The organism is Amycolatopsis sp. NPDC054798, from assembly GCF_053611505.1.
The window spans coordinates 76,245-99,460 of sequence record NZ_JBSHAM010000027.1 but is presented as its reverse complement, the minus strand read 5'-3'; the positions used below and the strand labels follow the sequence as shown (position 1 = coordinate 99,460).

The following is a 23,216-nucleotide window of genomic DNA, read 5'->3' as shown; positions in this document are numbered from 1 at the left end:
CCGGCAAACAGATTCCCTCAAGGGGCCCCTCACAGACCGCACACCGCGCTCCCGCCCGACCGGCCCGTCCGCAGTCAGCCCGCTCGGCCTTCCCGACCCGGGCCGACGCGCTCCTAACCCACCCGCAGCACCACCTTAAGGTCCCAGGCATTGGAATCCAGGTCCGTGAAGGGGCCCCTCACGGACCTCCCGGCGGGGGCTCAAGCCGCACCGCGCAGGCTCAGCAGGGTGGCGAGTTCGGCCGGGCTGCCGACGGAACGGAGATCGGGCGGGACGAGCTGCCCGATCCGGTGATCGTCCTCGTGCAACGCGGCGACGAACCGGCGGAGCCGCGCGGGCGGCGGCGCGACGCTGGCGCCGCCGAGATAGCGGATCACGATGAGATCTTCGCCGGAATGGGTTTCGACGGCGGCCGACCAGCCGTGCGCCTCGTCCCACAGGAGCGCGACGTCCCGGCCGGGATAGCCCGGCAGGCGATCGTCGAGAGCGATGTACGCCGACAGCGGCGAGTCCTGGTCGACGGTGCAGGATTCGAGGCCGATCCCGAGCGCGCGCGTGACGTCGGCGAGGTAGCCGCGCAGTGCGGTGGACGCTGCCTGCGGGTTGCTGGGCGGGATGTGCGGGGTGGCGGTCACGGATGCCTTTCTCCGGAGTAAGGGTGCGGAATCAGCTGCTGGGCAGCCAGCGCCCGCGCAGCGAACGACGGTCGGTGCGGTTGAGCACGCCCGAGGTGTCGCGGGTCCAGTGGCCGCCGCGGGAATCGGTGAAGGACAGGCCGGGCACGGCGGCCGCCGAATACAAGTCGTCCGCCGACATGGCGTCGTCGCCGAACGGCAGCGCGCGGACGGCGGTCGCTCCCGGCGGGATGATGGCGAGCCGGACACAGTGCGGCTCGTCCTCGTCCGGGCGGTGGATTTCCAGCGAGCAGTCGAACACCGGTGCGTCGCCGCTGTTGTGCGCGCACACGACGTAATCCTCGTCACGCTCGTGCCGGACTCCCTCGTCGAGCCACGCGGAGACCGACTGCGCCTGCTGCTCCTGCCGGATCTCCGCCTGGTCCTTCCGGTTCAGCAGCATGATCCAGACGTACGAGGCGAAGCCCAGCAGCGAGCCCGCGCTCCCGATCGCCGATACCCATGTCGCGGTCAGTTGTGATCCCATTTCGCGTGGGATTCCCCGATCCGGCCGCGTTAAACGCGAAAAGGACCACACTGTCCTCAGTGGACAGTAACGGCGCTCACCCCTTCAGCCAGGACGGGCGGGCGCCGTTCCGCAGCGCGCGCCATTCGCCGGCGAACCGGTCCCGCAGCATCCTCGCCGCGGCTTCGTCGCGGCCGTAGAGAAGACCGAAGGTGAACGTGTTCTGGTTCTCGCTGAAGCCGTCGATCGCGAAGTGCCGCAACGTCGCGCGGTCGACCACGCTGTCCTGGTGCTTGCCGAGCGTCTGCTGCACCGCCTTGACGTTCTTGCGCCACGTGCGCAGCTTCTTGCCGAACACCGGCCGGACGGCGTCCGCGGCGTAACGGGCGCGCTTGGCCTTCTTCCGGACGTTGTGCAAAGCCTTCTCCAGCTCGGTGCCGCTGAGCCCCTCCGTCGCCTCGGCGGCCCGGTAAAGCTTGCGCGCCGTCTTGCGCAGAGGCTTCCGCAATGCCTTCTTGCCCGCTGGACGCAACGTGTCGAGCAGCTCGGCGATCGACTGCAGCAAGGCGACGTATCGGGTGCTGGACAACGCTTCCGTCGCGCGGTCCAGTTCCGTGCGGGAAGCGCGGGCGAAGTCGCGGGTCAGGTATTGCCGCAGCGGGCCGAAAACCAGCTCCGGCGGCACCTCGTCCAGACAGGCTTCGAGGCGGGCTTGGCTGACTTCGGCGTCGCGCGCGGGGGCGAGTTCGGCTCCCAGCCACTTCAGCTCCGCTGCGACCGCGACGGCCTTTTTCTTGCCCACCAAGGGTTTGAACGTCTGGAGAACGCTGCGCAGCTTCCGCGCCGCCACCCGCAGCTGGTGCACCGAATCGTCCGCCCCGACCCGGAAACCCAAGTCAGCGCGGCGCAACCGCTCGAACTGCTCGCTCAGATACGCGGGCAAGACCTCGCGCGAACCGCGCGCTTCCTCAGCTCCCGCACCCATCAGCCTCTGCAGTTTCGACGGCCACCAGGCGTTTTCCGCCCCGCGCTTGCGCAAGGTCCGGTCGACCCTGGCAAGAAGCTCCGGCCCCGCCTCGACCTCCAGCTCCCGCCAGCGGTCCAGCCTGACCGTGTGTCCCCCGAGGACTTCACCGGTGACGTGGTCGTCCGCCAGCGTCGCCAGGGTGCGGCCGGAGGCGTCGGCCAGGCGGTGGGTGAACCGGTCGGTCCGCATCTGCGCCACCGGTCGCAGCTTCCGGTCCAGCGTGAACGCGCGGACCAGCGTCACCAGCTCGCCGGGCACTTTTGATTCGGAGTGGAGCGGAACCCGCAATTCCGGGCCGGCACCGGTGGCGAAGGGCAATCTCAGGCACCATCCGGCGTCGCTGCTTCTTCGCAGCGTGATTCCGGCTCTGGCCAACCGGAAATCCTTGGTGTCGTAATAAACGGCCGCCAGCTTCTGCTCGGCGGGAGCTTCCTGCGTGATCCCCTTGCCCGCCAGCTGCGGCACCCGCGCGGTCAGGCTCAGCTCGTATTTGCGTTCGGACTCTGCGCTTTTCATTCCGTCTCCCGGTTCAGTCGTTTTCCGCCGCGCCGCCGACGCCCTCGGCGATCGCGGGCACCAAGCCCTCGTCGAAGACGCTGGGCACGATGTGCTCGCGATCGAGGTCGCCGCCCACCGTTGCGGCGAGCGCGTGCGAGGCGGCGAGCAGCATGCGGCCAGTCACCTTCGGGGCGCCGGAGTCGAGCAGCCCCCGGAACATCCCCGGGAACACGAGGACGTTGTTGATCTGGTTGGGCAGGTCGCTGCGCCCGGTCGCGACGATCTCCGCGTGCTCGTGCGCGACCTCCGGGTCGACCTCCGGATCCGGATTGGCCAGCGCGAACACGATCGCCCGGTCGGCCATCCGGGCGAGGTCGTCGCCCTTGAGCAGGCCGCCGACGCTGACGCCGATGAAAACGTCCGCGTCGCGCAGCGCGTCTTGCAGGCTCCCCCGGACCGCGTCGCCGCGGTTGGTGTTTTCCGCGAGCCATTGCTTCTCGCCGGTCAGATCGCGTTCGCCGTGCAGCGTGCCTTGGCTGTCGCAGACCACGATGCGCTCCGCGCGGTAGTCCGCCTTCAGCAGCAGCCGGGCGATAGCGGATCCGGCCGCGCCCGCGCCGGAGATCACCACCGAGGTGTCGCCGGGCGTGCGGTCGGTCAGCTTGAGCGCGTTGTCCAGGGCGGCCAGCACGGCGACTGCGGTCCCGTGCTGGTCGTCGTGGAAAACGGGCACGTCCAGCTCGTCGTGCAGCTGCCGCTCCACGGTGAAGCACCGGGGTGCGGCGATGTCTTCCAGGTTGATCGCGCCGAAGGACGTCGCCAGGTCCTTGGCGGTGCGCACCAGGTCTTCCGGTTCGCGGCTGACCGGGCAGATCGGCCACGCGTCGACGTCGGCGAACCGCTTCAGCAGCGCCGCTTTGCCCTCCATCACCGGCAGCGCGGCGGCCGGTCCCTGGTCGCCGAGACCGAGCAGCGCGGAACCGTCGGAGACGATCGCGACGGAGTTGCTGCGCACGGTTTCCCGCGCGAGCACCGACGGGTCCTCGGCGACGCGTTTGGCCAGCTCGGCGACTCCGGGCGTGTAGTGCTCGGCGAGGTCGCCGGCGTCGTCGAGCCGCACTCGGGTGGTGACTTGGATCTTTCCGCGACTGCTCATGCCAGCCGGATACCCGGCCGCGGCGCGGAGGAATCGTGCTCACCCCGGCTCCGGCCGTCGCGATACCGCGCGCGTGCTCAGTCGAGCACGAACGCCGCGTCCGGTTCGGTCACCCGGAAACTGAAGCTCTCTTCCAGGTACAGAGTGAGCGTCTCGGCGTCGTGGTGGCGGTAGCCGACCGACAAGTCCTGGCCGAGTTCGAGGACGAAGTCCCCGCCGGACAGGCTCAGCACGACAGCGCCGGTCAGTCCTGGCGTCCGCTTCACCCGGCCGCCGCCGAGCGCCCGGCGGAGGTGGTCGAGCACGAGAAGGCCGCCGTGCTCGGTGCTCTCCACGATGGCGGTGTAGCCCTCGGGATTGATCGCCAGCGCGTACGGGCCCTCGATTCCTTTGCACCGCAACGTGTTCACCGCGTTGGCCACCACGTGCGGATACCGTTCCGGATCGTTGCCCAGCATCCCGTGGTCGTACGGGCTCGCCTCGACGATCCCGGTGATCCCCGCGTCCGGCCATCCGTGGAACACCGCGCGGTTCTCCAGCAGGCCCACCTGGGCGGCGGCCTGGTCGAGGTCGTCGAACTCCAGGTCGTCGGCGCCGCGTTCGGCGTCCTCGAGTTCCTTGCGCTCGACGGTGAACGGCACGCGCACCTCCACCAGCGGAAGCACCCGGCGCTGCTGCGCGAGGGTTTCGCGCTCGCGCGCGGTTTCCGGCGGATCGATCCGCTGGGTCCGGCCGAGCGACGTGGCCGAATGCCGCCAGCCGTGCGGGCCTTCGACGTCGACCATCTTGCGGGCCGCGAGGTGGGCCGCCAGCCGTTCCCGCGCCTCGTCGTCGATCTGCTTCCAGCCCTCGGCCGGGATCGGGGCCAGCTCGCGCATCAGGTGGTTCATCGTGCTCCCCTCTTCCTTCAGTCCTTCAGGCCGCCGATGCCCAGCGAACCGTCGTCCGGCGGGTTCTTCCCGGCTTTGCGCTCCTGCTCCGCGACGTACCGCTCCGGGTCGACGTCCCCGGTGTCGATGCCCTTGCCGCCCTCGTGCTCGGCCTTGAACGCGAGGAATTTCCGGCCTAGTTCCTCGCGCAGGCCCGGATCGGCGTGCTGGCGGAAATCGGCGAGCGCGTCGTCCTCCTCCTCGGCCATGTGCTCGCTGTTGGCGGTGCGGGCTTGCCGGACCGCCGCGAGCCAGGCCGCGCTGCCCGCCGGGTGCCGCCGGGTTTCGGCGACGGCGTCGCGGATGTCGTTGTGGTCGCCGACCGCGTCGAGCGTCTCGTCCTCGGCGTCGGCGCCGCGCTGGATCAGCTCGGGGTAGAAGACCGCCTCTTCGGCCGCCGCGTGCAGGTCCAGCAGCGCGGCGAGCGGCTCCCACGCCCGGGCCAGCTCCTCCGGGCCAGTGAGGTCGTCCAGCGCCGCGAACGCCCGCCGGAACCGCTCGTGATCGTCGAGGATCAGGCTGGTGATGTCGGTCATGGCCCCCGACGTTAGCTCTCCCGGCGGCAGTGCGCTCGTCGTGTTTGCGCCAGCCTCGTTGCGGGTAACGGGATCCGATGGTCGCGCGTCAGGAACCCGGAGCCGAGCCGCCGGACACCACCAGCCTCGACACGCTCCGCCGAGCAGCCCGGGACTGCCGGGGCTGCGGTCTGTACCGCGACGCCACGGGGACGGTTTTCGGTGCGGGCCCTCAACGGGCGGAGATCTTCGCGCTCGGCGAGCAGCCCGGCGATCAGGAGGACCAGCGCGGCGAGCCGTTCGTCGGCCCGGCCGGAAAGCTGCTCGACCGGGCGCTCGCCGACGCGGGCGTCGAGCGCGATTCCCTCTACGTGACCAACGCGGTCAAGCACTTCAAGTTCCAGCTCCGCGGCAAACGCCGGATCCACGAAAAACCGGCGCGGTCCGAGGTCGTCGCGTGCCGGCCGTGGCTGGTGGCCGAACTCCGGGCCGTTCAGCCCCGGCTCGTGCTGCTGCTGGGCGCGACGGCGGCGCAATCGGTGTACGGCAGCGGTTTCCGGCTCACCCGGCACCGCGGCGAACAGCTGGATCCGCCGGAGGAGTTCGCCGGGATGTTCGCCTCGGCGGTCGCCACCGTGCACCCGTCCGCCGTGCTGCGCGCCCCCGACCGGACCACCGCCTACGACGAGTTCGTCGCCGATCTGCGCGGCCTGTGACCTGCGGACGTTTGCCCGCCCCGGCAAGGGGAATCCGGCCGCCATGAAAGCAGTGACCTGGCACGGCAAGCGGGACGTGCGAGTCGAGCGCGTCCCGGACCCGAAGATCGAGGAGCCGACCGACGCCGTCGTGCGCGTGACCTCGACCGGCATCTGCGGCTCGGACCTGCACCTGTACGAGGTCCTCGGCCCGTTCATGACCGAGGGCGACGTCCTCGGCCACGAGCCGATGGGAATCGTCGAGGAGGTCGGCAGCGGCGTGAGCACGCTGAAACCGGGCGACCGCGTGGTGGTGCCGTTCAACATCTCCTGCGGCCACTGCTGGATGTGCGAACGCGGCCTGCAGTCGCAGTGCGAGACCACCCAGGTCAAGGACCAGGGCAAGGGCGCGGCCCTGCTCGGCTACACCAAGCTCTACGGCCAAGTGCCCGGCGGGCAGGCCGAATACCTCCGCGTCCCGCAAGCGCAGTACGGGCCGATCAAGGTGCCCGAGGGCCCGCCGGACGAGCGGTTCGTCTACCTGTCCGACGTGGTCCCGACGGCGTGGCAGGCCGTGGCGTACGCGGACGTCCCGGACGGCGGCTCCGTCGTGGTCTTCGGGCTCGGCCCGATCGGCCAGATGGCGGCCAGGGTCGCCCTGCACCAGGGCGCGGGCGAGGTGATCGGGGTCGATCTCGTGCCCGAACGGCTGGCGCGGGCCCGCGCGCACGGCGCGACGACCCTGGATCTGCGCGACCACCGGCGGATCGGCGACGCGATCCGCGACCTGACCGGGGGCCGCGGCGCGGATTCGGTGATCGACGCGGTCGGCATGGAAGCCCACGGCGCCCCGATCGGGAAACTCGCGCACAACCTGGTCGCGCTGCTGCCGCAGGCGGTGGGAGCCAAGGTGACCGAAAAGGCCGGGGTCGACCGGCTGAGCGTGCTGTACGCGGCCATCGACAGCGTCCGGCGCGGCGGCACGATCTCGCTGTCGGGGGTGTACGGCGGGATGGCCGACCCGATCCCGATGATGGAGGTCTTCGACAAGCAGATCCGCCTGCACACCGGGCAGGCGAACGTCCGGCGGTGGATCGACGACATCCTGCCGGTGCTCACCGCGGACGGCGACCCCCTCGGCGTCGAGGGCTTCGCGACGCACAAGCTCCCGCTGGCCGACGCGCCGCGGGCGTACGACATCTTCCAGAAGAAGCTCGACGGAGCACAGAAGATCCTGCTGGAGCCCGCCGCATGAAAACTCCGCTGAAAACGCTGCGCAAGGCGGTCACGGACCGGTCGCGGATGCGGATCCCCGAGCGGGCGTCCGACATCGAAACCGCCACCCTGCGGTATCTGCTCTACGGCATCCTCCCGGCGTGGTTCGTGCCCGGGCTGCTCGACTGGTGGCAGCACCGGCGCACCCGGATCGAGGAAACGGCCGGGGTGCGGGAATCGCTGATCCACCTGCTGATGATGGCCGAGGTGGGACTGCCGATCACGCTCGTGCTGCTGTGCGAGGTCAACCCGCTCGTCCTGACGATCATGGCCGCCACCATCGCCGCGCACGAGGCGACCGCGCTGTGGGACGTCAAGACCGCGGTGGACAGCGCCCGCGAGGTGAAGCCGATCGAGCAGCACATCCACAGCTTCCTGGAGTCGCTGCCGTTCATGGGCACCGCGGCGATCGCTTGCCTGCACTGGAAAGACGTCCGGGAACTGCTGCACGCCGACGACCGGCGCAGCGCCTGGCAGCTGCGGCCCAAACGCCGCCAGCTGCCGGGCGGCTACCTCGCCGGGATCGGGGCGGCCATCGCCGGGCTCATCGCCGTGCCGTACGGCGAAGAACTGTGGCGGTGCGTCCGGGCCGCGCGCTAACGCTTCTCCGCACGCCGCGCGAGTCGTTCGCGCTGCGGCACTACGACGTACTTGGGGTCCTTTGTGGACTCAACGCCAGCGGCGTAGACCCCGAACCGCGTACACAACCCCGACGCCAGATACGCCACACCCGCAGCTACCCCCGCCGCACGATGCTTCCGCGCCGCCAGCGACAACGTCGCACCCGCAGCAGTGAGCACCTTGGCGGCCTTCAGCAACCGCCCAGCCCGGCCGGTCCGGTAAGGCTCCGAAGCCAGCCCCAGGCCGGTTTCAACATGATGCTCGGCGACCAGCTCCGCCGCGGCACCGGCGAGCCCGGCCCGCACGACCGGGCCGTTTTCCTTGCGCGGCACCGCGATCAGCGCGATTCCGGCCCCGCTGGTCACCGCGCTGCCCGCGAACAGCACCGGCAGCGTGCCGTGCGCTTCGTGCCAGGACGGCGTCGCCGTGTCGGCCAGCAACACCGCGGTGTAGGTGCACATCGCCGGGCCCAGCACTCCCGCACCCGCCCCGGCCAACCGGCCCAGCCGCGGGAACCGCCCGGTCAGCGTGGAAAAAGCCGCCCCGGCGGCGAGTCCGGAGAACGGCGAGAGGATCCAGGATCCCACCGACAGCGGCGAAGTCGGCTTGAGCACGCGCAGCATGTTCAGGAACCGCGTCGGCTTGCCGAGGTCGTGGATCAGCGCGACGACACTGGCGATCGACCCGCCCGACGCCGCCAGCCTGCCGACCTTCGCCAACTCCGGCCGTCCGGTCGCGTCGGCGAGCGCGGCCATCGACGCCGAAGCGCCGGCCGCACCGCCGAGGAACAGGTACAGCGGGACATCCGGCTGCTTCCAGGCGGGCTCTTTGAGGATCGGCCTGCCGTAGTACGAACGGAATTCGGCGGGCTCGACCATCGCCCGTTCGCGGCGGGGGCTCATCGGCGCCGTCCCAGGAACGACACGACCAGCGCCGCCGCCACCCCGGCGGCGGTCGTCGCGGCCCGCTTCCACATCTGCGGCAGATCTCGCGTCGTCACCACCGGATCCGGCGGGAAGCCGTAGACCTCGGGTTCGTCCAGCAGCAGGAAAAACGCGCCGTCCCCGCCGACCCCGTCCTCGGGATCGTGGCCGTAGAGCCGCGCCTCCGGAACGCCGTCGTCGTGCAGCGCCGACACTCGCGCGGCGGCGCGTTCGCGGAGTTCGTCCAGTTCGCCGAACTGGATGGAATCGGTCGGGCAAGCCTTGGCGCACGCGGGTTCCATCCCGGCGCCGAGCCGGTCGTAGCAGAGGGTGCACTTGAACGCGCGGCCGTCGCTTTCGCGTTTTTCGATGACCCCGTACGGGCAAGCGGGAACGCAGTAGCCGCAACCGTTGCAGATGTCCTGCTGCACCACGACCGTGTCGAATTCGGTGCGGAACAGCGCGCCGGTCGGGCAGACGTCGAGGCAGGCCGCGTGCGTGCAGTGCTTGCAGACATCGCTGGACATCAGCCAGCGCACGCCCGGCTCTTCCGGTTGCTGTCCCGGCGCTCCGATCGTCGGCATCCCCAGGTCTACCGCGGGCTGTTCGATGAACGCCACGTGCCGCCAGGTGTTCGAACCGAGGTCTCCGGTGTTGTCATACGACAGCCCGAGCAGGTCCTGCCCGCCCGCCTCCGGGACGCCGTTCCACTCCTTGCACGCGACCTCGCACGCCTTGCAGCCGATGCACACCGACGTGTCGGTGAAAAACCCCATCCGGGGCTGGGCGCCGTACTCAGCCATGGGCTCGCCTCCGGTACTCCGCCACGAATTCCAGCAGTTCCGGCCCTCGGGGCCGCCTGCCGGGGCGGATGTCGCAGGTGGCCGCTTTGGCCTCCTGGATGTGCACGTTCGGATCCATCACGATCGACAGCAGGTCGTTGGCCGCGTCGCCGCGAGACAGCCCGTTCGGGCCCCAGTGGTACGGCAACCCGACCTGGTGAACGGTGCGGCCGCGCACCTTGAGCGGTTTGACCCGGTCGGTGACCAGGACGCGGGCCTCGATCGCCGTCCGCGCCGAGACGATGGTCGCCCAGCCGAGATGCGCCAGCCCGCGTTCGGCCGCCAGCGCGGGCGAGACCTCGCAGAAGAACTCCGGCTGGAGTTCGGACAGGTACGGCAGCGTCCGGCTCATCCCGCCCGCAGTGTGGTGCTCGGTGAGCCGGTAGGTGGTGAACACGTACGGGTAGACCTCGCTGCGCGCCGGGTTGTACTGGTTCACCGGGCTGTCCAGCGTCTGGCGCACCGGCGACTCCTGCTGGCGGTAGAGGGCGTTGCCGACCGGGCTTTCGAAGGGCTCGTAGTGCGTGGGCAGCGGTCCGTCGGCCAGTCCGGCGGGGACGTAAAGCCAGGCTTTGCCGTCGGTCTGCATGATGAACGGATCGCGGCCGCTCAGCGCGTCCTGTGCCCTCGCGCCGTCCGGCGGGACGTAATCCGGAGCCTTGTTCGGCTCGAAATCCGGGACGTCGGGGCCGGTCCACTTGCGCTGCTCGGCATCCCAGCAGAGCAGCTTTTTGCGTTCGCTCCACGGTTTCCCGTCCGGGTCCGCCGAGGCGCGGTTGTACAGGATCCGCCGGTTCGCCGGCCACGCCCAGGCCCAGCCGTTCGCGATCCAGTCCTGTTCGGAGCCCGGCCGCCGGTTCGCGGCATGGTTGTGGCCGTCGGCGCGGACGCCGCAGTAGATCCAGCAGCCGCACGACGTCGAGCCGTCGTCCTTGAGCTGGGTGTAGGCCGAGAGCGGTCCGTTCGGGCCGTGGCCGTTGATCTCCGCGAGCACGGACTCCGCGCTCGGCTCGGCGGTCGGCCCTTCGGTCGGGTAGCTCCAGGCCAGATCGCGCAACGGGGCATCTTTCGCATCGCTGCCGATGCGTTCCCGGATCAGCCTGCCCAGGTGGTAGTAGAACCACAGGTCGCTGCGGGCGTCGCCGGGCGGTTCGACCGCTTTGTGGTGCCATTGCAGCAGGCGCTGGGTGTTGGTGAAGCTGCCGTCCTTTTCGGTGTGCGCGGCGGCGGGCAGGAAGAAGACCTCGGTGCCGATCTCCTCGGGCTTGAGTTCGCCGGTCTCGATCTCCGGGCCGTTCTTCCAGAACGTCGCGCTCTCGATCAGCTGCAGGTCGCGGACCACCAGCCAGTCGAGATTGGCCAGCCCGAGCCGCTGGAACTTGCCGTTGGCCGAGCCGACCGCCGGGTTCTCGCCGACCAGGAAGTAGCCCTTGCACTCCCCCGCGATCTGCTTCTGGACGGTCGCGTACGTCCCGTGGTCGCCGGTCAGCCGCGGCAGGTAGCCGAAGCGGAAATCGTTGTGCGGCTGGGCGCTGTCTCCCCAGTACGCCTTGAGCAGGCTGACGGTGTAGGAGCGCATGTTGCCCCAGAAGCCGGTCTTGCCCGCGTCGGCCTCGACGAAACTGTCGAGGTCGAGGTGCTGGTGCGCGTGCGGCATCGGGATGTAGCCGGGCAGCAGGTTGAACAGCGTCGGGATGTCGGTGGAGCCCTGGATGCTGGCGTGCCCGCGCAGCGCGAGGATACCGCCGCCCGGGCGGCCGATGTTGCCCAGCAGCGTCTGCAGGATCGAGGCGGTGCGGATGTACTGCGCGCCGACCGTGTGGTGCGTCCAGCCGACCGAGTACACCCAGGCCGTCGTGCGGTCGCGGCCGGAGTTCGCGGTGATCGCCTCGGCGATTTCGGTGAACTGCTCGACCGGCAGGCCGCAGATGTCGGCGACCGCCTCAGGCGTGTAGCGGGCGAAATGCCGTTTGAGGACTTGGTAAACGCACCGCGGATGCCGCAGCGTCTCGTCGGTCTTCGGTTTCGTTTCCAGCGCTGCGCCGCCGCTGCCGTACGACTCGGCGCGCGCGGACGTCTGGTGCTTCTCGCCGCCGTGGTGGCCGCCCGGCTGATCGGGGTCGCGAGCGCCGGCCGCGGGGGTTGCTTCCGCGTCCTCGTACGCCCAGGTCGAGTTGTCGTACTGCCGGTGCTCCGGGTCGAAGCCGGAGAACAGGCCGTCAAGGTCCTCGGTGTCGGCGAACTGTTCGGTCAGGATCGCGGCGGCGTTCGTGTAGGCCACGACGTACTCGCGGAAGTCGAGGTCGTTCTGCAGGACGTAGTTGATCAGCCCGCCGAGGAACGCGATGTCCGAACCCGCCCGCACCGACGCGTGCAAGTGCGCGACCGCGCTGGTGCGGGTGAACCGCGGATCGACGTGGATGATCTTCGCGCCGCGGGCCTTCGCCTCCATCACCCACTGGAACCCGACCGGATGGCATTCGGCCATGTTCGAGCCCTGGATGACGATGCAGTCGGCGTTGGCGAGGTCTTGCTGGAACGTCGTGGCGCCTCCACGACCGAAGGAGGTCCCCAGACCGGGAACCGTGGCGGAGTGTCAAATACGGGCCTGATTTTCGATCTGTATCGCGCCGAGCGCGGTGTACAGCTTCTTCATCAGGTAGTTCTCTTCGTTGTCCAGGGTCGCGCCGCCGAGGCTCGCGAAACCGAGCGTGCGGTTGAGCTTGCGGCCCTGGTCGTCGGCGTCCTGCCACGTTTCGGCGCGCGTCTTGAGCACGCGGTCGGCGATCATGTCCATCGCCTGGTCGAGGGACAGCCGTTCCCATTCGGTCCCGTACGGCCGGCGGTAGAGGACTTCGGTGACGCGGCTCGGGCTGGTCACGAGCTGTTTGCTGGCCGACCCCTTCGGGCACAGCCTGCCCCGGGAGATCGGCGAATCCGGGTCGCCCTCGATCTGGGTGACCGCGCCGTCCTTGACGTACACCTTCTGCCCGCAGCCGACCGCGCAATACGGACAGACCGAACGGACTACCTTGTCGGCGTCCTCGGTGCGAGCGTGCCAGTTTTCCGAACCGCGCGACTTGGCCGCCGAGGCGCGCGCAGTGCGGTCGGGACCGGCCAGCTGCCGGTACACCGGCCAGCCTTCGATCCACTGCCGCATGCCCACGCTGTCACGGTAATCCGTTCTCCCGGCCCGCGCAGCCCCGTGCACACGTCCGGCGGGTCCCGTCGCCGAGCGGTTCGGTGAGCCCGGCGGCGTCGAGACGCTCCAGCAGCGGGATCATCACCCGGCGGGTGCTGTCCAGCGCCTGCCGGGCCCGCGACACGGTGAACGGTTCGCCGAGCGCGGCCAGCACTTCCGCCGCTCGCTCCGGCGCGTCCGGCCCCAGCACCACGCCGTCGGCGATCGCCCGCAACCGGCCCACGCGGACCGCGGCGGCCAATTCCCGTTTGCCCAGGCCGAGTTCGCGCAGTTCGTCCGCTTCCGGGGCGCGGAACGGATGGTCGGCGAACCGCCTTTCGAGGACGTCGATCGCCCGGGCCACTTCGGGAGTCAGCCCCGCGCCGGGTGCGCGGACGAGACCGTCCTTGAGCACCAGCCCGCCGCCGAGGACCGCCGGGACGAGGTCCGCGTCCGGCAGGCCGAGCCGCTGCCGGAGCGCCTCGGCCGGAATCCCCGCCGCCAGCGGATGTTCGCGGGTCCAGTCCGCGACCACCTCCGCGACCTCAGCCCGCAACCGGCTGAGGCGTCCCGGGTCGGCATGCCAGCCGCCGAGCCGCTCGCCCGCCTCCGGAAGCCCCAGCGCGCGAAAGTCTTCGTGGCGCACGAAACCCTCGCGGCGGAGGTAATCCCAGCCCGGTTCCGGGGCCGCCAGCTCTTCGCCCCGCGCCCGCGCGGCGCCACGGCGCGCGAGCGACGGCGGCCGGACGTCCAGCACGTCGAACCCGGCCGGGATCCGGTGCTCCCCCGGGTCGCGCAGCAGCCCTCGGTCGCCGGTCCGGAGCGGCAACGGGTTCGCGAGCAGCAGCCTCGCGGTGTCCGGCCCGAGCGGGCGAATCCGGATCGGCACGGCCGCGGATCCGAAGTGCAGCACGAGATTCCGGTGCAGTTCGCCGGACGGTGCGCCGCGCAACCGGACGTCGGCTTCCGTCGCTGGACGCCACGCGCCCGGAGTCAGCAGAACGTCCCCGCGCCCGACCGACTCTTTGGGCACGCCGCGCAAATTCACCGCGACCCGAGCCACCGCGGAGACGCTTTCGCGCGGTTCGCCGAGCGCCTGCAAGCCGCGGATCTGGACCTTGTGCGCGCCGAGCGTCAGCTCGTCGCCGACCCGCAGCGTTCCGCCGCCGAGGGTTCCGGTGACCACGGTGCCCGCGCCTTTGATCGTGAACGCCCGGTCGATCCACAGCCGGACGTCCGCTTCCAGATCCGGCGGCGGCAACCTGGCGGCCAGCTTGGCAAGCTGACCGCGCAGTTCCTCGAGACCTTCGCCCGTCGTGCCGCTGATGCTCACCGCAGGCACCTCGCCCAGCGCCGTCGCCGCGATTTCCTCGAGCGCCGCCGTCGTCGCCGGGCCTGGGTCCGCGCGGTCGGATTTGGTGACGGCGAGCAGGCCGTACCGGACGCCGAACGCGTCTAGTGCCGCCAAGTGCTCAGCCGACTGCGGCATCCACCCCTCGTCCGCGGCCACGACGAACAGCGCGGCCGGGACCGGGCCGACGCCCGCGAGCATGGTGGGCACGAACCGCTGGTGCCCGGGGACGTCCACGAAGGCGATCTCCTCGCCGCCCAGCCGGGTCCAAGCGAATCCGAGGTCGAGCGTCAGCCCGCGGCGGCGTTCCTCGGCCCACCGGTCGGGCTCCATGCCGGTGAGACGGCGGATCAGGGTGGACTTCCCGTGGTCGACGTGCCCGGCGGTGGCGATCACCCGCATCGGGCCTCCCGCACGGCCGCGGGCGGCTCTGGCGTGAGATCGGGGGCCAGGCTGTGCCGACGCTCGCGACTCCACCGGCCCACCGCGGCGATCGCCTGAACCGACTCACGCATAATCAGCTGCCCGTCTCCCGGCCCGAACCGCCGCCCCTCCCCACCAGGGCAGGCCACCCGCACACCGCGACGCGGCTGAACCCTTCGCCCCGACTCACCAATGCAGGCCGCCCACACCCCGCACCCACGCGACAGAACCCCTCGCCCCGCCTCGCCACTGCGGCGAACCAGCGCACCCCGCCCGCGATCGACCCGCCCAGCCGCACCGATCACCCGCATCGGCGGACCGCCTCCCGCACCACCGAATCGTCCGCCGGGGAAACCGTCCGCAGGTCCAGCAAGCACCGATCCCGCGTTGTCCGCCCGACAACAGCAGGCTCGCCCAGCCGCAACGCCTCCGCGTACCGGGCAGGCAACGCGACCGCCGCGCTCGGCAGCTCGACTCCCGGCGCACCCCCGCCGCCCACGACCGCCGTCGAGTCGACCGCCTCCGCGGCCACGCCAGCCGAGCGCAGCGACGCGGCCAAGGCTTCCGCGCGCACCCGCAGATCGGCGACCTCCGCCGAAAGTGCCGCCCGCACCGGTGGTTCCGGGCCGCGGAGGGTGGCTTCGAGGGCGGCGAGCGTCAGCTTGTCGACCCGCAGCGCCCGCGCCGCGGGATGCCGCCGCAGCCGTCGCACCAGCTCGGCATCGCCGAAAAGCAAGCCCGCCTGCGGACCGCCGAGAAGCTTGTCTCCGCTCGCGGTCACGACGTTCGCGCCGTCGGCCAGCGCGGTCGTCACGTCCGGTTCGTCCGGCAGCAGCGGATGCGGCGCGAGCAGGCCGGACCCCACGTCGGAGACCACCGGCACGCCGAGCCCGGCCAGTTCGGCGACGCTCGCTTCCGACGTGAACCCGGTGACCCGGTAGTTCGAGGGATGGATTTTGAGCACGAATCCGGTGTCCGGGCCGACGGCCGCCGCGTAATCCTCGGCCGAGGTCCGGTTGGTGGTGCCGGCTTCGCGCAGCCGGGCCCCGGTCGAGGCGAGCAGGTCGGGGATGCGGAAACCGTCGCCGATCTCGACCAGTTCGCCGCGGCTGACCACGATTTCCTTGCCTGGAGCCAAGGTCAGCGCGCACAGCAGCAAGGCCGCCGCGTTGTTGTTGACCACGTGCACCGCCTCCGCGCGCGGCACCGCTTCCGCCAGCGCGGCCAGGGTGCCGCGGCCGCGTTTCGCCCGTTCCCCCGTTTCGAGCGCGAACTCGACGTCGGTGGCGCCGCCCGCGGCGGCGATCGCGTCCACGGCGGCGGCGGACAACGGAGCCCGGCCGAGGTTGGTGTGCACGAGAACGCCGGTCGCGTTGAGCACCGGCCGCAGCGAGGACACCGTCGCGGGCAACTGGGCCACGACCTCCGCGACGACCTCGCCGGGCTCGATCTCCCCGGCCCGGGCCCGCTGTTGCGCCGCGGCGACCAGCGACTTGACCAGGTCGCGGCCGAGCGTCCCGGCGGCTTTCGCGATCCGCGGCTCGCCGAGCACGGCGTCGGTGCGCGGGATCGCCCGGCGCGGGTCACCCATGGCGGAGGCGGACGGGAATCGAACCCGCCAGCGGCAGGACCTGCCGCTCAACGGTGTTGAAGACCGCGCCGGTCACCAGGCCGGATACGCCTCCCTGGGGCATTCCGCCATCCTGCCAAGACCGTCGCGCCCCCGCATGATGAAAAGCATGAGGCTGACCCAGTACGCCCACGGCGGCGGCTGCGCGTGCAAAATCCCGCCCGGAGAGCTGGAAACGATCGTCCGCGGCCTGTCCGGCGCCGCGCCGGCGGACCCGCCCGGCGAGCTGCTGGTCGGCCTCGACGACGGCGACGACGCGGCGGCCGTCCGGATCGCCGGGAACATCGCGCTGATCGCGACGACGGACTTCTTCACCCCGGTCGTCGACGATCCGTACGACTGGGGCCGCATCGCCGCCGCGAACGCGCTGTCCGACGTCTACGCGATGGGCGGGGTCCCGGTGGTCGCGGTCAATCTCCTCGGCTGGCCGCGGGAGGTGCTGCCGTTCGAGCTGGCCGCGGAGGTGCTGCGCGGCGGCCTGGACGTCTGCGCGAAGGCCGGGTGCCATCTGTCCGGCGGGCACAGCGTCGACGACCCGGAGCCCAAGTACGGCCTCGCGGTCACCGGCACCGCGGACCCGGAACGCTTGCTGCGCAACGATTCCGGCCGGCCGGGCGTCCCGCTGACGCTGACCAAGCCGCTCGGGATCGGCGTGCTGAACTCGCGGCACAAGGCCACCGGCGAACGCTCCGAGGAGGCGATCGCCGCGATGACCGCGCTCAACCGCGCCGCGTCGGCCGCCGCGCTGGAGGCGGGGGCGGTGTGCGCGACCGACGTCACCGGCTTCGGACTGCTCGGCCACCTGCACAAGCTGGCGCGGGCCAGCGGCGTCACCGCCCGGCTGGACCCGGCCGCCGTTCCGTACCTCGACGGAGCCCGCGAGGCTTTGCGCGACGGGTACGTCAGCGGTGGTACCCGCCGCAACCTCGACTGGGTCCGCCCGCACGCCGACCTGTCCCGGATCTCCGAGGACGAGGCCCTGCTGCTGGCTGACGCGCAGACGTCCGGCGGGCTGCTGGTGGCGGGCGAACTGCCGGGGCACCCGGTGATCGGCGAACTCGTTCCGCGCACCGAACACACCATCGTCGCGGGCTGAGCCCCTTTCCGCCCAAAAAGGACACTGCGGGTTGGCCGGTCTCCGAAGTGGGTAGCCCCTGGCCGAGGTGAGAGATGCGCGCTGCGACCGAGATTCTGCTGTGGTGGCTTGCACTGACCGGGCTGTGGACCCTCACGCTGTCCGCTCCCTCGGCACCGGAACTGCTCGCGGGCGCCGGTGCCGCGGCGGTCTGCGCGCTCGCCGCCCGTTCCGCGCGCCGGGCGATGCGGGGTTCGTGGCATCTCAAGACCAGGTGGCTGAGATGGCTGGCACCGCTGCCCAAGGCCGCGGTCAGCGAGTCCGTCGCCGCGTTGCGCACTGTCTTTCACCAGCCCTCCGCCGGGAAGTTCGAGACGATTACGGTCCCGGAAACACCGCGTGCGGAACACGAAGCGCGGCTCGCCACCGCGACGGTGGCCGTCGGCTGCACGCCCGGCGCGATGGTCGTCGCGAGCCCGCCGGACAGCACGCGGGTCGTCGTCCACCGGCTGCTTCCCGGCCCGTCTGCCACTCTCGATCGGGTGACGCGATGACCTGGCTGCTCCTCGCCGCTCTGCTCCTGATGGCGGGCGGCCTCGGCACCGCGTTGTGGCTCGTCTCCCGGGGCACCGCGATCAAACGCCTGGCCGGGATGCAGTTCGCCGGCACCGTCACCGTCCTGACGCTCCTGCTGCTCGTCCAGGCGTACGGCCCGTCCAGCGCGCTGATCCTCCCGCTGACGCTGACCGTGCTCGCCTTCGCCGGAACGCTCGTCTTCGCGCGGCTCATGGGGACCCGATGACCGTCGCCGCCCAGATTCTCGTCTTCGCCGGGGTGTTCGTCGTCCTCGCCTCCGCAGCGGGCCTGGTTCGCGCGAAGGACTTGCTGGCCCGCCTGCACCTGCTCGCCCCGGCGACCACCCTGGGCGCGCCGCTCATCGGCGTCGGGCTCGTCCTGGTCAACGGCGTCCAGCTCAGCTCGGGCGCGATCCTCGCGACGGTCGTGCTGCTGGCGGTCACCAGCCCGATCCTGCAATCGGCCACCGCCCGGCTCGAAGCCCGCCGCCGCGGCGAGATCGACGAGGATCTCCCCACATGACGGCCGCCGTGCTGCTCGTCGCGCTCGCGCTCGTCGCGGCGGCCGGGTTCGCCGTCGTCGCGACGCCCGACCCGAAACGGCAGGCGATCACGCTTACCGTGTTTTCCCTGTGCCTGACAGTGCTTTTCGTCGTGTTCCAGGCACCGGACGTCGCGCTGTCCGAACTCGCCGTCGGCGCGGCGATCGTCCCGCTTCTCGTCCTGCTGACGCTGCGGAAGACGGGCAAACGATGAGGACCCGCGACGTCGTCGGCACCGCCGGGCTGGCCGGGGTCGCCGCGCTGTTCATCGCCGCGTTCACCCGGATGCCGGCCGCCGGGACCGCCGGCCACCTCTACCGGGATCTGGTGCTGCCCTGGGGTTTCCGGGAGGCCACGCCGAATCTGGTGTCCTCGGTCAACTTCGACCTCCGCGCCCTCGACACCCTCGGCGAGGAAACGATCGTCGCCGCCGCGGTGGTCGGCACGCTCGCCTTGCTGCAGCCGCCGGAGAAAGAGCCGAAGACGGACGGGAGCGGCTACGTCCTGCCCGCCGTGAAGCTCGCCGGGTTCCTGCTCCTGCCGGTCTCCGTGCTGCTGGGCATCGACATCATCGTGCACGGGCATCTGACGCCCGGCGGCGGATTCCAGGGCGGCGTCGTCCTCGCGACCGGCTGGCACCTGCTCTACCTCTCCGGCAGCTACCGCGCACTGGCCCGGCTGCGCCCGATCGACTGGTGCGAGTACGCCGAAGCGGCCGCCACCGGCCTGTACGTCGTGACCGGCCTGCTGGGACTGGCCATCGGCGGCTCGTTCCTCGCGAACATCCTTCCGCTGGGCGAATTCGGCTCGCTGCTTTCCGCCGGAACCGTCCCGGTGCTGAGCGTGCTGATCGGCATCGAGGTCGCCGCCGGGTTCGTCGTCCTGCTGTCTCGGTTTTTCGTGCACGGACTCAAGGAGGACGGGTGACCGGCGTCGTTTCGGCGGCTTGCTACGGCGTGGCAGCCTGGCTGTTGCTGCTCGGCTGCGCCGGGATCATGCGCAGCCGGCACCTCGTGCACACCGTGGTCTCGCTGTCGGTCGCCCAGTCCGGCACGTACGTCCTGCTGCTGGCGATCGGCTACCAAGACCAGGCCGCCGCGCCGATCGTGTCCCCAGGACAGAGCCAGCCGGTGGTCGACCCGATGGTGCAGGCCATGACGCTCACCGACATCGTCGTCTCGGCGACCATCACCGCGCTCCTGCTCGCCCTGACGCTGCAGATCTCGCGCCGCCACGGCACGGTCGACCCCGACGAACTGCGTGCGCTGCGCGGCTGACCATGACCACCTTGCCCGCACTCGCCATCGCCGTCCCGCTGCTGGCCGCCTGCCTGCTGCTCGGCCTCGGCGGCAAACTCCCCCGCGTCGTGGTCGACGTGACGGCCACCGTGACCGCTGCGGCGGTGTGCGCACTGTGCGTGGTCCTGCTGACCGCCGCCCACCACGGGCGGGTGGTCAGCTGGCTGGGCCGGCAGAGCCCGGAAGGCACCCGTTCGGTCGGCATCGTGCTCGTCGCGGACGGGCTCAATACGACATTCGCCGCGCTCGCAGCGTTCCTGACCGTCTGCGCGCTGCTCTACAGCTGGCATTACTTCGAAGCCGTCGAAGCCCGCTATCACGCGATGATGCTGCTCTTCCTGACCGGCATGCTCGGCTTCCTCTTCACCGGCGACCTGTTCACGCTGTTCGTGTTCTTCGAGCTGATGAGCGGCGTCGCCTACGCCTTGACCGGGTACCGGATCGAAGAGGCGGACTCGGTACAGGGCGCGCTGAACTTCGGCGTGGTGAACTCCCTCGGCGCGTACTTCAGCCTGATGGGCATCGGCCTGCTCTACGCCCGCGGCGGCCAGCTGGGACTCGCGCAGCTCGGAGTCGCGCTCGGCGGACGTCCCGCGGACGCGCTCGTCATCGCCGCGTTCGTGCTGGTGTGCACCGGTCTGCTAGTCAAAGCCGCGACCGTGCCGTTCCATTTCTGGCTCGCCGACGCGCACGCGGTCGCTCCGACGCCGGTGTGCGTGCTGTTTTCCGGCGTCATGGTCGAACTCGGTCTCTACGGCGTCCTTCGCGTCCGCACCACCGTGTTCGGCACGGTGCTCGACGACGCCACCGTCAGCCGGGTTTTCCTCACCGCCGGGATCGCCAGCGCGGTGCTCGGCGCGGTGCTTTGCTTCACCCAGCGGCATCTCAAACGTTTGCTGGCCTACTCGACCATCGCCCACATCGGACTGTTCCTGTGCGGGCTGGCCGCCACCGGAGGCGAGGCGACGGCCGCGTTCCTGCTCTCGGTGCTCGGGCACGCCGGAGCCAAGGGCGCGCTGTTCCTGCTGACCGGGGTGCTGAAGGACCGCTACGGCAGCGTCGACGAGGACGATCTCTTCGGCCGCGCAACGCATTCACGGACGGAAGCGGTGCTGTTCCTGATCGCCGCGGCCGCGCTCGCCGGACTGCCGCCGTTCGGCTTGGCCCTGGGCAAAGACGTGGCCGAGCACGCCGGGCCGGAATGGCTGATGGTCGTGTTCGCGGTGATTTCCGCCTTGACCGCAGCGGCTGTCCTGCGCGCCGGGCTGCGGGTCTACTTCGGACTCGGCAGGCCGCCCGCCGGGGATTCCGCGGACACGACGTCCGGCTCCGGCGAAGAACCCGAGACCGGCCAGCCGATCGAGCGCACCCCGACCCCCATGCTCGCGGCCATCGCCGTCCTGCTCGGTTTCGCACTGGCCACCGGAATCGTTCCGTGGCTCCGTGAGGTCGCCGTGGCCGCCGGAGCACAGGCGGTCGACCGCGCGGGCTACCTGCACGACGTCCTGCCCACGCTGCCGACACCTCTCCCAGCGGAGGGATTCGAGCTGTCCTGGACCGCCCCCGGACTGCTGTCGGCGGCGGTGACCGCCCTTCTCACTCTCGGTGCCGCAGCGCTCGCGCTGTGGTCACGGCACCGGACACCGAAACCCGTGCACGAAGCGTTGACGGTCCTGCACCGCGCGCATTCCGGCCAGGTCGGCGACTACGTGGCCTGGCTGCTCGCGGGCGTCGCCGTCCTCGCCGGACTGGTCTGGCTCTGACAGGGTTTGCCGCTGGTCTCACGGATGCGGGTCGGTGTCGTCGCCGAGCAGCCGGTGCACCGCTTCCACGTTCTCGTAGCGCTGCTCCGGCAGCTTGCCGAGATGGCCGATGACGTCGTCGCCCGCGCCTTTCGCGGCGGCCCGGCGGAGGAGTTCGCCGCGCTCGCACGGGTATTCGACTTCCGACAAGTATTCACGGACGTCGGACATGGCGCTCCCTTCCTCGGGTTCCTCCCCCGCATACCCGTCCAGCCCCGGATCATGCGGGCTGCGCTCGACGGGTGAACGACTTCCCGGAACCCGGCCCGGCCAAGATCGGGAACGTGCTGCACCCCGTCGCCGACGTCGCCGCCGGTCCCGAGGAGGACGTCACCGGCGGGGTGCCCGACGTGACTGCTGCGCTCGCCGCGCTGGTGGCTGGCGGCGGAACTGTTGTGCGGCCACCAGAACAGGGGCCGCACGAAGTCCGGGCGGTCGCGCGCGATCCGCGGGGGCAACACTCTTGTCGTTTACGGAACCCCAGTAAGACCGACGAAGTCGAGCCGCAGCGAAACAAGCCCGCCGCGCGCTTCACCTTCCCCTTCGCCGTCCGCTCGCCCCGCGAAATCTCCCACGGCCGCGGCAGCACCTGGAAATCCTTCAACCGCTCCGCCCGCGCGAAGTCCGCATTTACCCGGTCCAGCTCCGCCCGCAGCCGCCCGGCGTCGATTCCGGCGACGAGCCGGAGGCCCGGAGCCTTTCCGGCGATCTTCGCGGCTTTGGCGAGTTCAGTGTCCGTCGCGCAGGGTTTTCCGGCCGATTCCCGTTCCTGCGATTCCGGCGCGCAGATCCTCGAACATCTCGTTGCCCGCCGAGTGCGCATGATCACCAACAACCCGGAGAAATATCGCGGGCTCGGCGAATACGGGCTGCACGTCGCGGAGCGGGCCGCGCTGCGCCCGATCGAAACTCCGCTGTCTCCGGACGAAACGCGACCGGACGGGGCACCGCTTCGAAACCTCGGCCGATCCCGCGCCGGGGCAGAAAACTTCCTGACCGCCGTTCGAGCCCGGCGCCGCCGGCCCGCCCCGGTGCAATTGCAACCGACCGCATTGCCGCCGACCAGCCACAGTGGACTCCTGTTATGGTCTGCGGTGACCACGTCCCGTTTCCAGGAGGAGTCACCGCGATGGCACAGAAAGTCCTCGTCGAGATGATCGACGACCTCGACGGATCCGAAGCCGGCCAGACCGTCCCCTTCGGACTCGACGGCGTCCAGTACGAAATCGACCTGTCCGACGAGAACGCGGCCGCGCTGCGCGATCAGCTCGCCGCGTTCATCGCCTCCGCCCGCCGCACCGGCGGACGCAAGACGACCGTGCGGGCCTCGGCCGCGCCGACCGCCGAGGAACGCGAACGCTCCAAGGCGATCCGCACGTGGGCCCTCGACAACAACTGGGCCATCGCCGAACGCGGCCGCATCCCGCGCGAGGTGATCGCCGCCTACGAGGAAAGCCTGAAGGAAGAGGCGAAGCCCCGCCGCAAGCGCACCGCGAAAAGGGGCGCGCGGAAATAGCGTTCCGATTCCGGCGGCGCCCGATCATTTCGGGGAAACGCCGGAAGAGACGTCATCCCCCCGCCGGAGTCACGGCGGATTCGCGCGGCGGCCGCCGAACCGGAAGCCCGCGCTGATCTTTGAAAGCGCGGGAATCCGGGGCCTTCCGCTCGCGCGGGAAAACCGGTTCGCCCGGCACTCGCGCCGGTGCGCGGCTGAGCAC

At 70.8% G+C, this 23,216-nt stretch carries 25 protein-coding genes and 1 tRNA gene; 13 read left to right on the top strand and 13 right to left on the bottom strand.

Annotated elements, in window-relative coordinates; all coding sequences use genetic code 11:
- Nucleotides 1-200: 200 nt before the first annotated feature.
- The 6 genes from ACWGIC_RS18970 to ACWGIC_RS18945 form a co-directional block, all read right to left on the bottom strand.
- Complete coding sequence (locus ACWGIC_RS18970) at nt 201-635, bottom strand: DUF6292 family protein (protein WP_452077243.1); 435 nt, start codon at nt 633-635, stop codon at nt 201-203.
- A gap of 31 nt (nt 636-666) precedes the next feature.
- Complete coding sequence (locus tag ACWGIC_RS18965) at nt 667-1,161, bottom strand: hypothetical protein (RefSeq protein ID WP_452077242.1); 495 nt, start codon at nt 1,159-1,161, stop codon at nt 667-669.
- 76 nt (nt 1,162-1,237) lie between these two features.
- A complete protein-coding gene (locus tag ACWGIC_RS18960; RefSeq protein ID WP_452077241.1) occupies nt 1,238-2,683 on the bottom strand; it encodes a CYTH and CHAD domain-containing protein in 1,446 nt (481 codons plus the stop codon).
- A gap of 13 nt (nt 2,684-2,696) precedes the next feature.
- The gene (locus tag ACWGIC_RS18955) at nt 2,697-3,821 is read right to left on the bottom strand and encodes an NAD(P)-dependent malic enzyme (RefSeq protein WP_452077240.1); all 1,125 of its coding nucleotides are present in this window, start codon (nt 3,819-3,821) and stop codon (nt 2,697-2,699) included.
- A 77-nt stretch (nt 3,822-3,898) separates the two neighbouring features.
- Nucleotides 3,899-4,711 (bottom strand): family 1 encapsulin nanocompartment shell protein, encoded by an 813-nt coding sequence (locus tag ACWGIC_RS18950; protein ID WP_452077239.1) that lies wholly within the window; start codon nt 4,709-4,711, stop codon nt 3,899-3,901.
- A 17-nt stretch (nt 4,712-4,728) separates the two neighbouring features.
- On the bottom strand, nt 4,729-5,286 hold the full coding sequence (locus ACWGIC_RS18945; protein WP_452077238.1) for a hemerythrin domain-containing protein: 558 nt from the start codon (nt 5,284-5,286) through the stop codon (nt 4,729-4,731).
- Between the two features lie 77 nt (nt 5,287-5,363).
- Here ACWGIC_RS18945 and ACWGIC_RS18940 point away from each other — a divergent pair, with 77 nt between their 5' ends.
- The 3 genes from ACWGIC_RS18940 to ACWGIC_RS18930 are packed head-to-tail and all read left to right on the top strand — an operon-like array spanning nt 5,364 to nt 7,835.
- Nucleotides 5,364-5,981 carry a UdgX family uracil-DNA binding protein gene (locus ACWGIC_RS18940; RefSeq protein ID WP_452077237.1) on the top strand — a complete coding sequence of 206 codons (618 nt, stop codon included), beginning with the start codon at nt 5,364-5,366 and terminating at the stop codon, nt 5,979-5,981.
- Nucleotides 5,982-6,024: 43 nt separating this feature from the next.
- Nucleotides 6,025-7,215, top strand: a complete 1,191-nt coding sequence (locus ACWGIC_RS18935) for a zinc-dependent alcohol dehydrogenase (RefSeq protein ID WP_452077236.1) — start codon at nt 6,025-6,027, stop codon at nt 7,213-7,215.
- Entirely contained in the window at nt 7,212-7,835 is a 624-nt protein-coding gene (locus ACWGIC_RS18930) for a diguanylate cyclase/phosphodiesterase (RefSeq protein WP_452077235.1), read from the top strand. Before ACWGIC_RS18935 ends, ACWGIC_RS18930 begins: the two co-directional genes overlap by 4 nt.
- On the opposite strand, the gene nrfD is transcribed toward ACWGIC_RS18930, so the two are convergent.
- The 6 genes from nrfD to ACWGIC_RS18900 form a co-directional block, all read right to left on the bottom strand.
- On the bottom strand, nt 7,832-8,758 hold the full coding sequence (nrfD, locus tag ACWGIC_RS18925; RefSeq protein ID WP_452077234.1) for an NrfD/PsrC family molybdoenzyme membrane anchor subunit: 927 nt from the start codon (nt 8,756-8,758) through the stop codon (nt 7,832-7,834). The genes ACWGIC_RS18930 and nrfD overlap by 4 nt on opposite strands.
- Nucleotides 8,755-9,582 (bottom strand): 4Fe-4S dicluster domain-containing protein, encoded by an 828-nt coding sequence (locus tag ACWGIC_RS18920; RefSeq protein WP_452077233.1) that lies wholly within the window; start codon nt 9,580-9,582, stop codon nt 8,755-8,757. The genes nrfD and ACWGIC_RS18920 overlap by 4 nt, the downstream gene beginning before the upstream one ends.
- Nucleotides 9,575-12,787: a formate dehydrogenase gene (fdh, locus tag ACWGIC_RS18915; protein WP_452077232.1), complete on the bottom strand. Its 3,213-nt coding sequence runs from the start codon at nt 12,785-12,787 to the stop codon at nt 9,575-9,577. The genes ACWGIC_RS18920 and fdh overlap by 8 nt, the downstream gene beginning before the upstream one ends.
- Before the next feature lie 4 nt (nt 12,788-12,791).
- Nucleotides 12,792-14,555 (bottom strand): selenocysteine-specific translation elongation factor, encoded by a 1,764-nt coding sequence (selB, locus tag ACWGIC_RS18910; protein ID WP_452077231.1) that lies wholly within the window; start codon nt 14,553-14,555, stop codon nt 12,792-12,794.
- 322 nt (nt 14,556-14,877) lie between these two features.
- Nucleotides 14,878-16,167, bottom strand: coding sequence for an L-seryl-tRNA(Sec) selenium transferase (selA, locus tag ACWGIC_RS18905; RefSeq protein ID WP_452077230.1), 1,290 nt, complete (start codon nt 16,165-16,167; stop codon nt 14,878-14,880).
- Nucleotides 16,167-16,261 (bottom strand) — tRNA-Sec (locus ACWGIC_RS18900). The genes selA and ACWGIC_RS18900 overlap by 1 nt, the downstream gene beginning before the upstream one ends.
- 45 nt (nt 16,262-16,306) lie before the next feature.
- Between ACWGIC_RS18900 and selD the strand changes: the two genes are divergently transcribed.
- The 8 genes from selD to ACWGIC_RS18860 all read left to right on the top strand — a co-directional run bounded on the left by selD (nt 16,307) and on the right by ACWGIC_RS18860 (nt 21,459).
- Nucleotides 16,307-17,302: a selenide, water dikinase SelD gene (selD, locus tag ACWGIC_RS18895; RefSeq protein ID WP_452077245.1), complete on the top strand. Its 996-nt coding sequence runs from the start codon at nt 16,307-16,309 to the stop codon at nt 17,300-17,302.
- 74 nt (nt 17,303-17,376) lie between these two features.
- The gene (locus tag ACWGIC_RS18890) at nt 17,377-17,835 is read left to right on the top strand and encodes a hypothetical protein (RefSeq protein ID WP_452077229.1); all 459 of its coding nucleotides are present in this window, start codon (nt 17,377-17,379) and stop codon (nt 17,833-17,835) included.
- Nucleotides 17,832-18,083 carry a hypothetical protein gene (locus ACWGIC_RS18885; RefSeq protein ID WP_452077228.1) on the top strand — a complete coding sequence of 84 codons (252 nt, stop codon included), beginning with the start codon at nt 17,832-17,834 and terminating at the stop codon, nt 18,081-18,083. Before ACWGIC_RS18890 ends, ACWGIC_RS18885 begins: the two co-directional genes overlap by 4 nt.
- Nucleotides 18,080-18,379: a cation:proton antiporter gene (locus ACWGIC_RS18880; RefSeq protein WP_452077227.1), complete on the top strand. Its 300-nt coding sequence runs from the start codon at nt 18,080-18,082 to the stop codon at nt 18,377-18,379. Before ACWGIC_RS18885 ends, ACWGIC_RS18880 begins: the two co-directional genes overlap by 4 nt.
- The gene (locus ACWGIC_RS18875) at nt 18,376-18,612 is read left to right on the top strand and encodes a Na(+)/H(+) antiporter subunit B (protein WP_452077226.1); all 237 of its coding nucleotides are present in this window, start codon (nt 18,376-18,378) and stop codon (nt 18,610-18,612) included. Before ACWGIC_RS18880 ends, ACWGIC_RS18875 begins: the two co-directional genes overlap by 4 nt.
- Nucleotides 18,609-19,325, top strand: coding sequence for an MnhB domain-containing protein (locus ACWGIC_RS18870; RefSeq protein ID WP_452077225.1), 717 nt, complete (start codon nt 18,609-18,611; stop codon nt 19,323-19,325). Before ACWGIC_RS18875 ends, ACWGIC_RS18870 begins: the two co-directional genes overlap by 4 nt.
- Complete coding sequence (locus ACWGIC_RS18865; protein ID WP_452077224.1) at nt 19,322-19,675, top strand: NADH-quinone oxidoreductase subunit K; 354 nt, start codon at nt 19,322-19,324, stop codon at nt 19,673-19,675. The genes ACWGIC_RS18870 and ACWGIC_RS18865 overlap by 4 nt, the downstream gene beginning before the upstream one ends.
- Before the next feature lie 2 nt (nt 19,676-19,677).
- Complete coding sequence (locus tag ACWGIC_RS18860) at nt 19,678-21,459, top strand: complex I subunit 5 family protein (RefSeq protein ID WP_452077223.1); 1,782 nt, start codon at nt 19,678-19,680, stop codon at nt 21,457-21,459.
- Nucleotides 21,460-21,477: 18 nt separating this feature from the next.
- Here ACWGIC_RS18860 and ACWGIC_RS18855 read toward each other — a convergent pair whose 3' ends face one another.
- Nucleotides 21,478-21,669 carry a DUF2795 domain-containing protein gene (locus ACWGIC_RS18855; RefSeq protein ID WP_452077222.1) on the bottom strand — a complete coding sequence of 64 codons (192 nt, stop codon included), beginning with the start codon at nt 21,667-21,669 and terminating at the stop codon, nt 21,478-21,480.
- A gap of 113 nt (nt 21,670-21,782) precedes the next feature.
- On the opposite strand from ACWGIC_RS18855, the gene ACWGIC_RS18850 reads away from it, so the two are divergent.
- Together ACWGIC_RS18850 and ACWGIC_RS18845 are read left to right on the top strand one after the other, a co-directional pair.
- Nucleotides 21,783-22,655: a hypothetical protein gene (locus tag ACWGIC_RS18850; protein WP_452077221.1), complete on the top strand. Its 873-nt coding sequence runs from the start codon at nt 21,783-21,785 to the stop codon at nt 22,653-22,655.
- Complete coding sequence (locus tag ACWGIC_RS18845; protein WP_452077220.1) at nt 22,628-23,014, top strand: histone-like nucleoid-structuring protein Lsr2; 387 nt, start codon at nt 22,628-22,630, stop codon at nt 23,012-23,014. The genes ACWGIC_RS18850 and ACWGIC_RS18845 overlap by 28 nt, the downstream gene beginning before the upstream one ends.
- The last annotated feature ends 202 nt before the right edge of the window (nt 23,015-23,216 follow it).

Excerpts from the sequence above, each read along its gene's own strand:
- ACWGIC_RS18920 (WP_452077233.1), bottom strand. The coding sequence starts at position 9,582 with ATGGCTGAGTACGGCGCCCAGCCCCGGATGGGGTTTTTCACCGACACG.
- ACWGIC_RS18855 (WP_452077222.1), bottom strand. The coding sequence starts at position 21,669 with ATGTCCGACGTCCGTGAATACTTGTCGGAAGTCGAATACCCGTGCGAG.
- ACWGIC_RS18950 (WP_452077239.1), bottom strand. The coding sequence starts at position 4,711 with ATGAACCACCTGATGCGCGAGCTGGCCCCGATCCCGGCCGAGGGCTGG.
- ACWGIC_RS18935 (WP_452077236.1), top strand. The coding sequence starts at position 6,025 with ATGAAAGCAGTGACCTGGCACGGCAAGCGGGACGTGCGAGTCGAGCGC.
- ACWGIC_RS18955 (WP_452077240.1), bottom strand. The coding sequence starts at position 3,821 with ATGAGCAGTCGCGGAAAGATCCAAGTCACCACCCGAGTGCGGCTCGAC.
- selD (WP_452077245.1), top strand. The coding sequence starts at position 16,307 with ATGAAAAGCATGAGGCTGACCCAGTACGCCCACGGCGGCGGCTGCGCG.
- nrfD (WP_452077234.1), bottom strand. The coding sequence starts at position 8,758 with ATGAGCCCCCGCCGCGAACGGGCGATGGTCGAGCCCGCCGAATTCCGT.
- ACWGIC_RS18875 (WP_452077226.1), top strand. The coding sequence starts at position 18,376 with ATGACGGCCGCCGTGCTGCTCGTCGCGCTCGCGCTCGTCGCGGCGGCC.
- ACWGIC_RS18930 (WP_452077235.1), top strand. The coding sequence starts at position 7,212 with ATGAAAACTCCGCTGAAAACGCTGCGCAAGGCGGTCACGGACCGGTCG.
- ACWGIC_RS18945 (WP_452077238.1), bottom strand. The coding sequence starts at position 5,286 with ATGACCGACATCACCAGCCTGATCCTCGACGATCACGAGCGGTTCCGG.
- ACWGIC_RS18880 (WP_452077227.1), top strand. The coding sequence starts at position 18,080 with ATGACCGTCGCCGCCCAGATTCTCGTCTTCGCCGGGGTGTTCGTCGTC.
- ACWGIC_RS18860 (WP_452077223.1), top strand. The coding sequence starts at position 19,678 with ATGACCACCTTGCCCGCACTCGCCATCGCCGTCCCGCTGCTGGCCGCC.
- selA (WP_452077230.1), bottom strand. The coding sequence starts at position 16,167 with ATGGGTGACCCGCGCCGGGCGATCCCGCGCACCGACGCCGTGCTCGGC.
- ACWGIC_RS18960 (WP_452077241.1), bottom strand. The coding sequence starts at position 2,683 with ATGAAAAGCGCAGAGTCCGAACGCAAATACGAGCTGAGCCTGACCGCG.
- ACWGIC_RS18885 (WP_452077228.1), top strand. The coding sequence starts at position 17,832 with ATGACCTGGCTGCTCCTCGCCGCTCTGCTCCTGATGGCGGGCGGCCTC.
- ACWGIC_RS18965 (WP_452077242.1), bottom strand. The coding sequence starts at position 1,161 with ATGGGATCACAACTGACCGCGACATGGGTATCGGCGATCGGGAGCGCG.
- ACWGIC_RS18845 (WP_452077220.1), top strand. The coding sequence starts at position 22,628 with ATGGCACAGAAAGTCCTCGTCGAGATGATCGACGACCTCGACGGATCC.
- ACWGIC_RS18870 (WP_452077225.1), top strand. The coding sequence starts at position 18,609 with ATGAGGACCCGCGACGTCGTCGGCACCGCCGGGCTGGCCGGGGTCGCC.
- ACWGIC_RS18890 (WP_452077229.1), top strand. The coding sequence starts at position 17,377 with ATGCGCGCTGCGACCGAGATTCTGCTGTGGTGGCTTGCACTGACCGGG.
- selB (WP_452077231.1), bottom strand. The coding sequence starts at position 14,555 with ATGCGGGTGATCGCCACCGCCGGGCACGTCGACCACGGGAAGTCCACC.
- ACWGIC_RS18940 (WP_452077237.1), top strand. The coding sequence starts at position 5,364 with ATGGTCGCGCGTCAGGAACCCGGAGCCGAGCCGCCGGACACCACCAGC.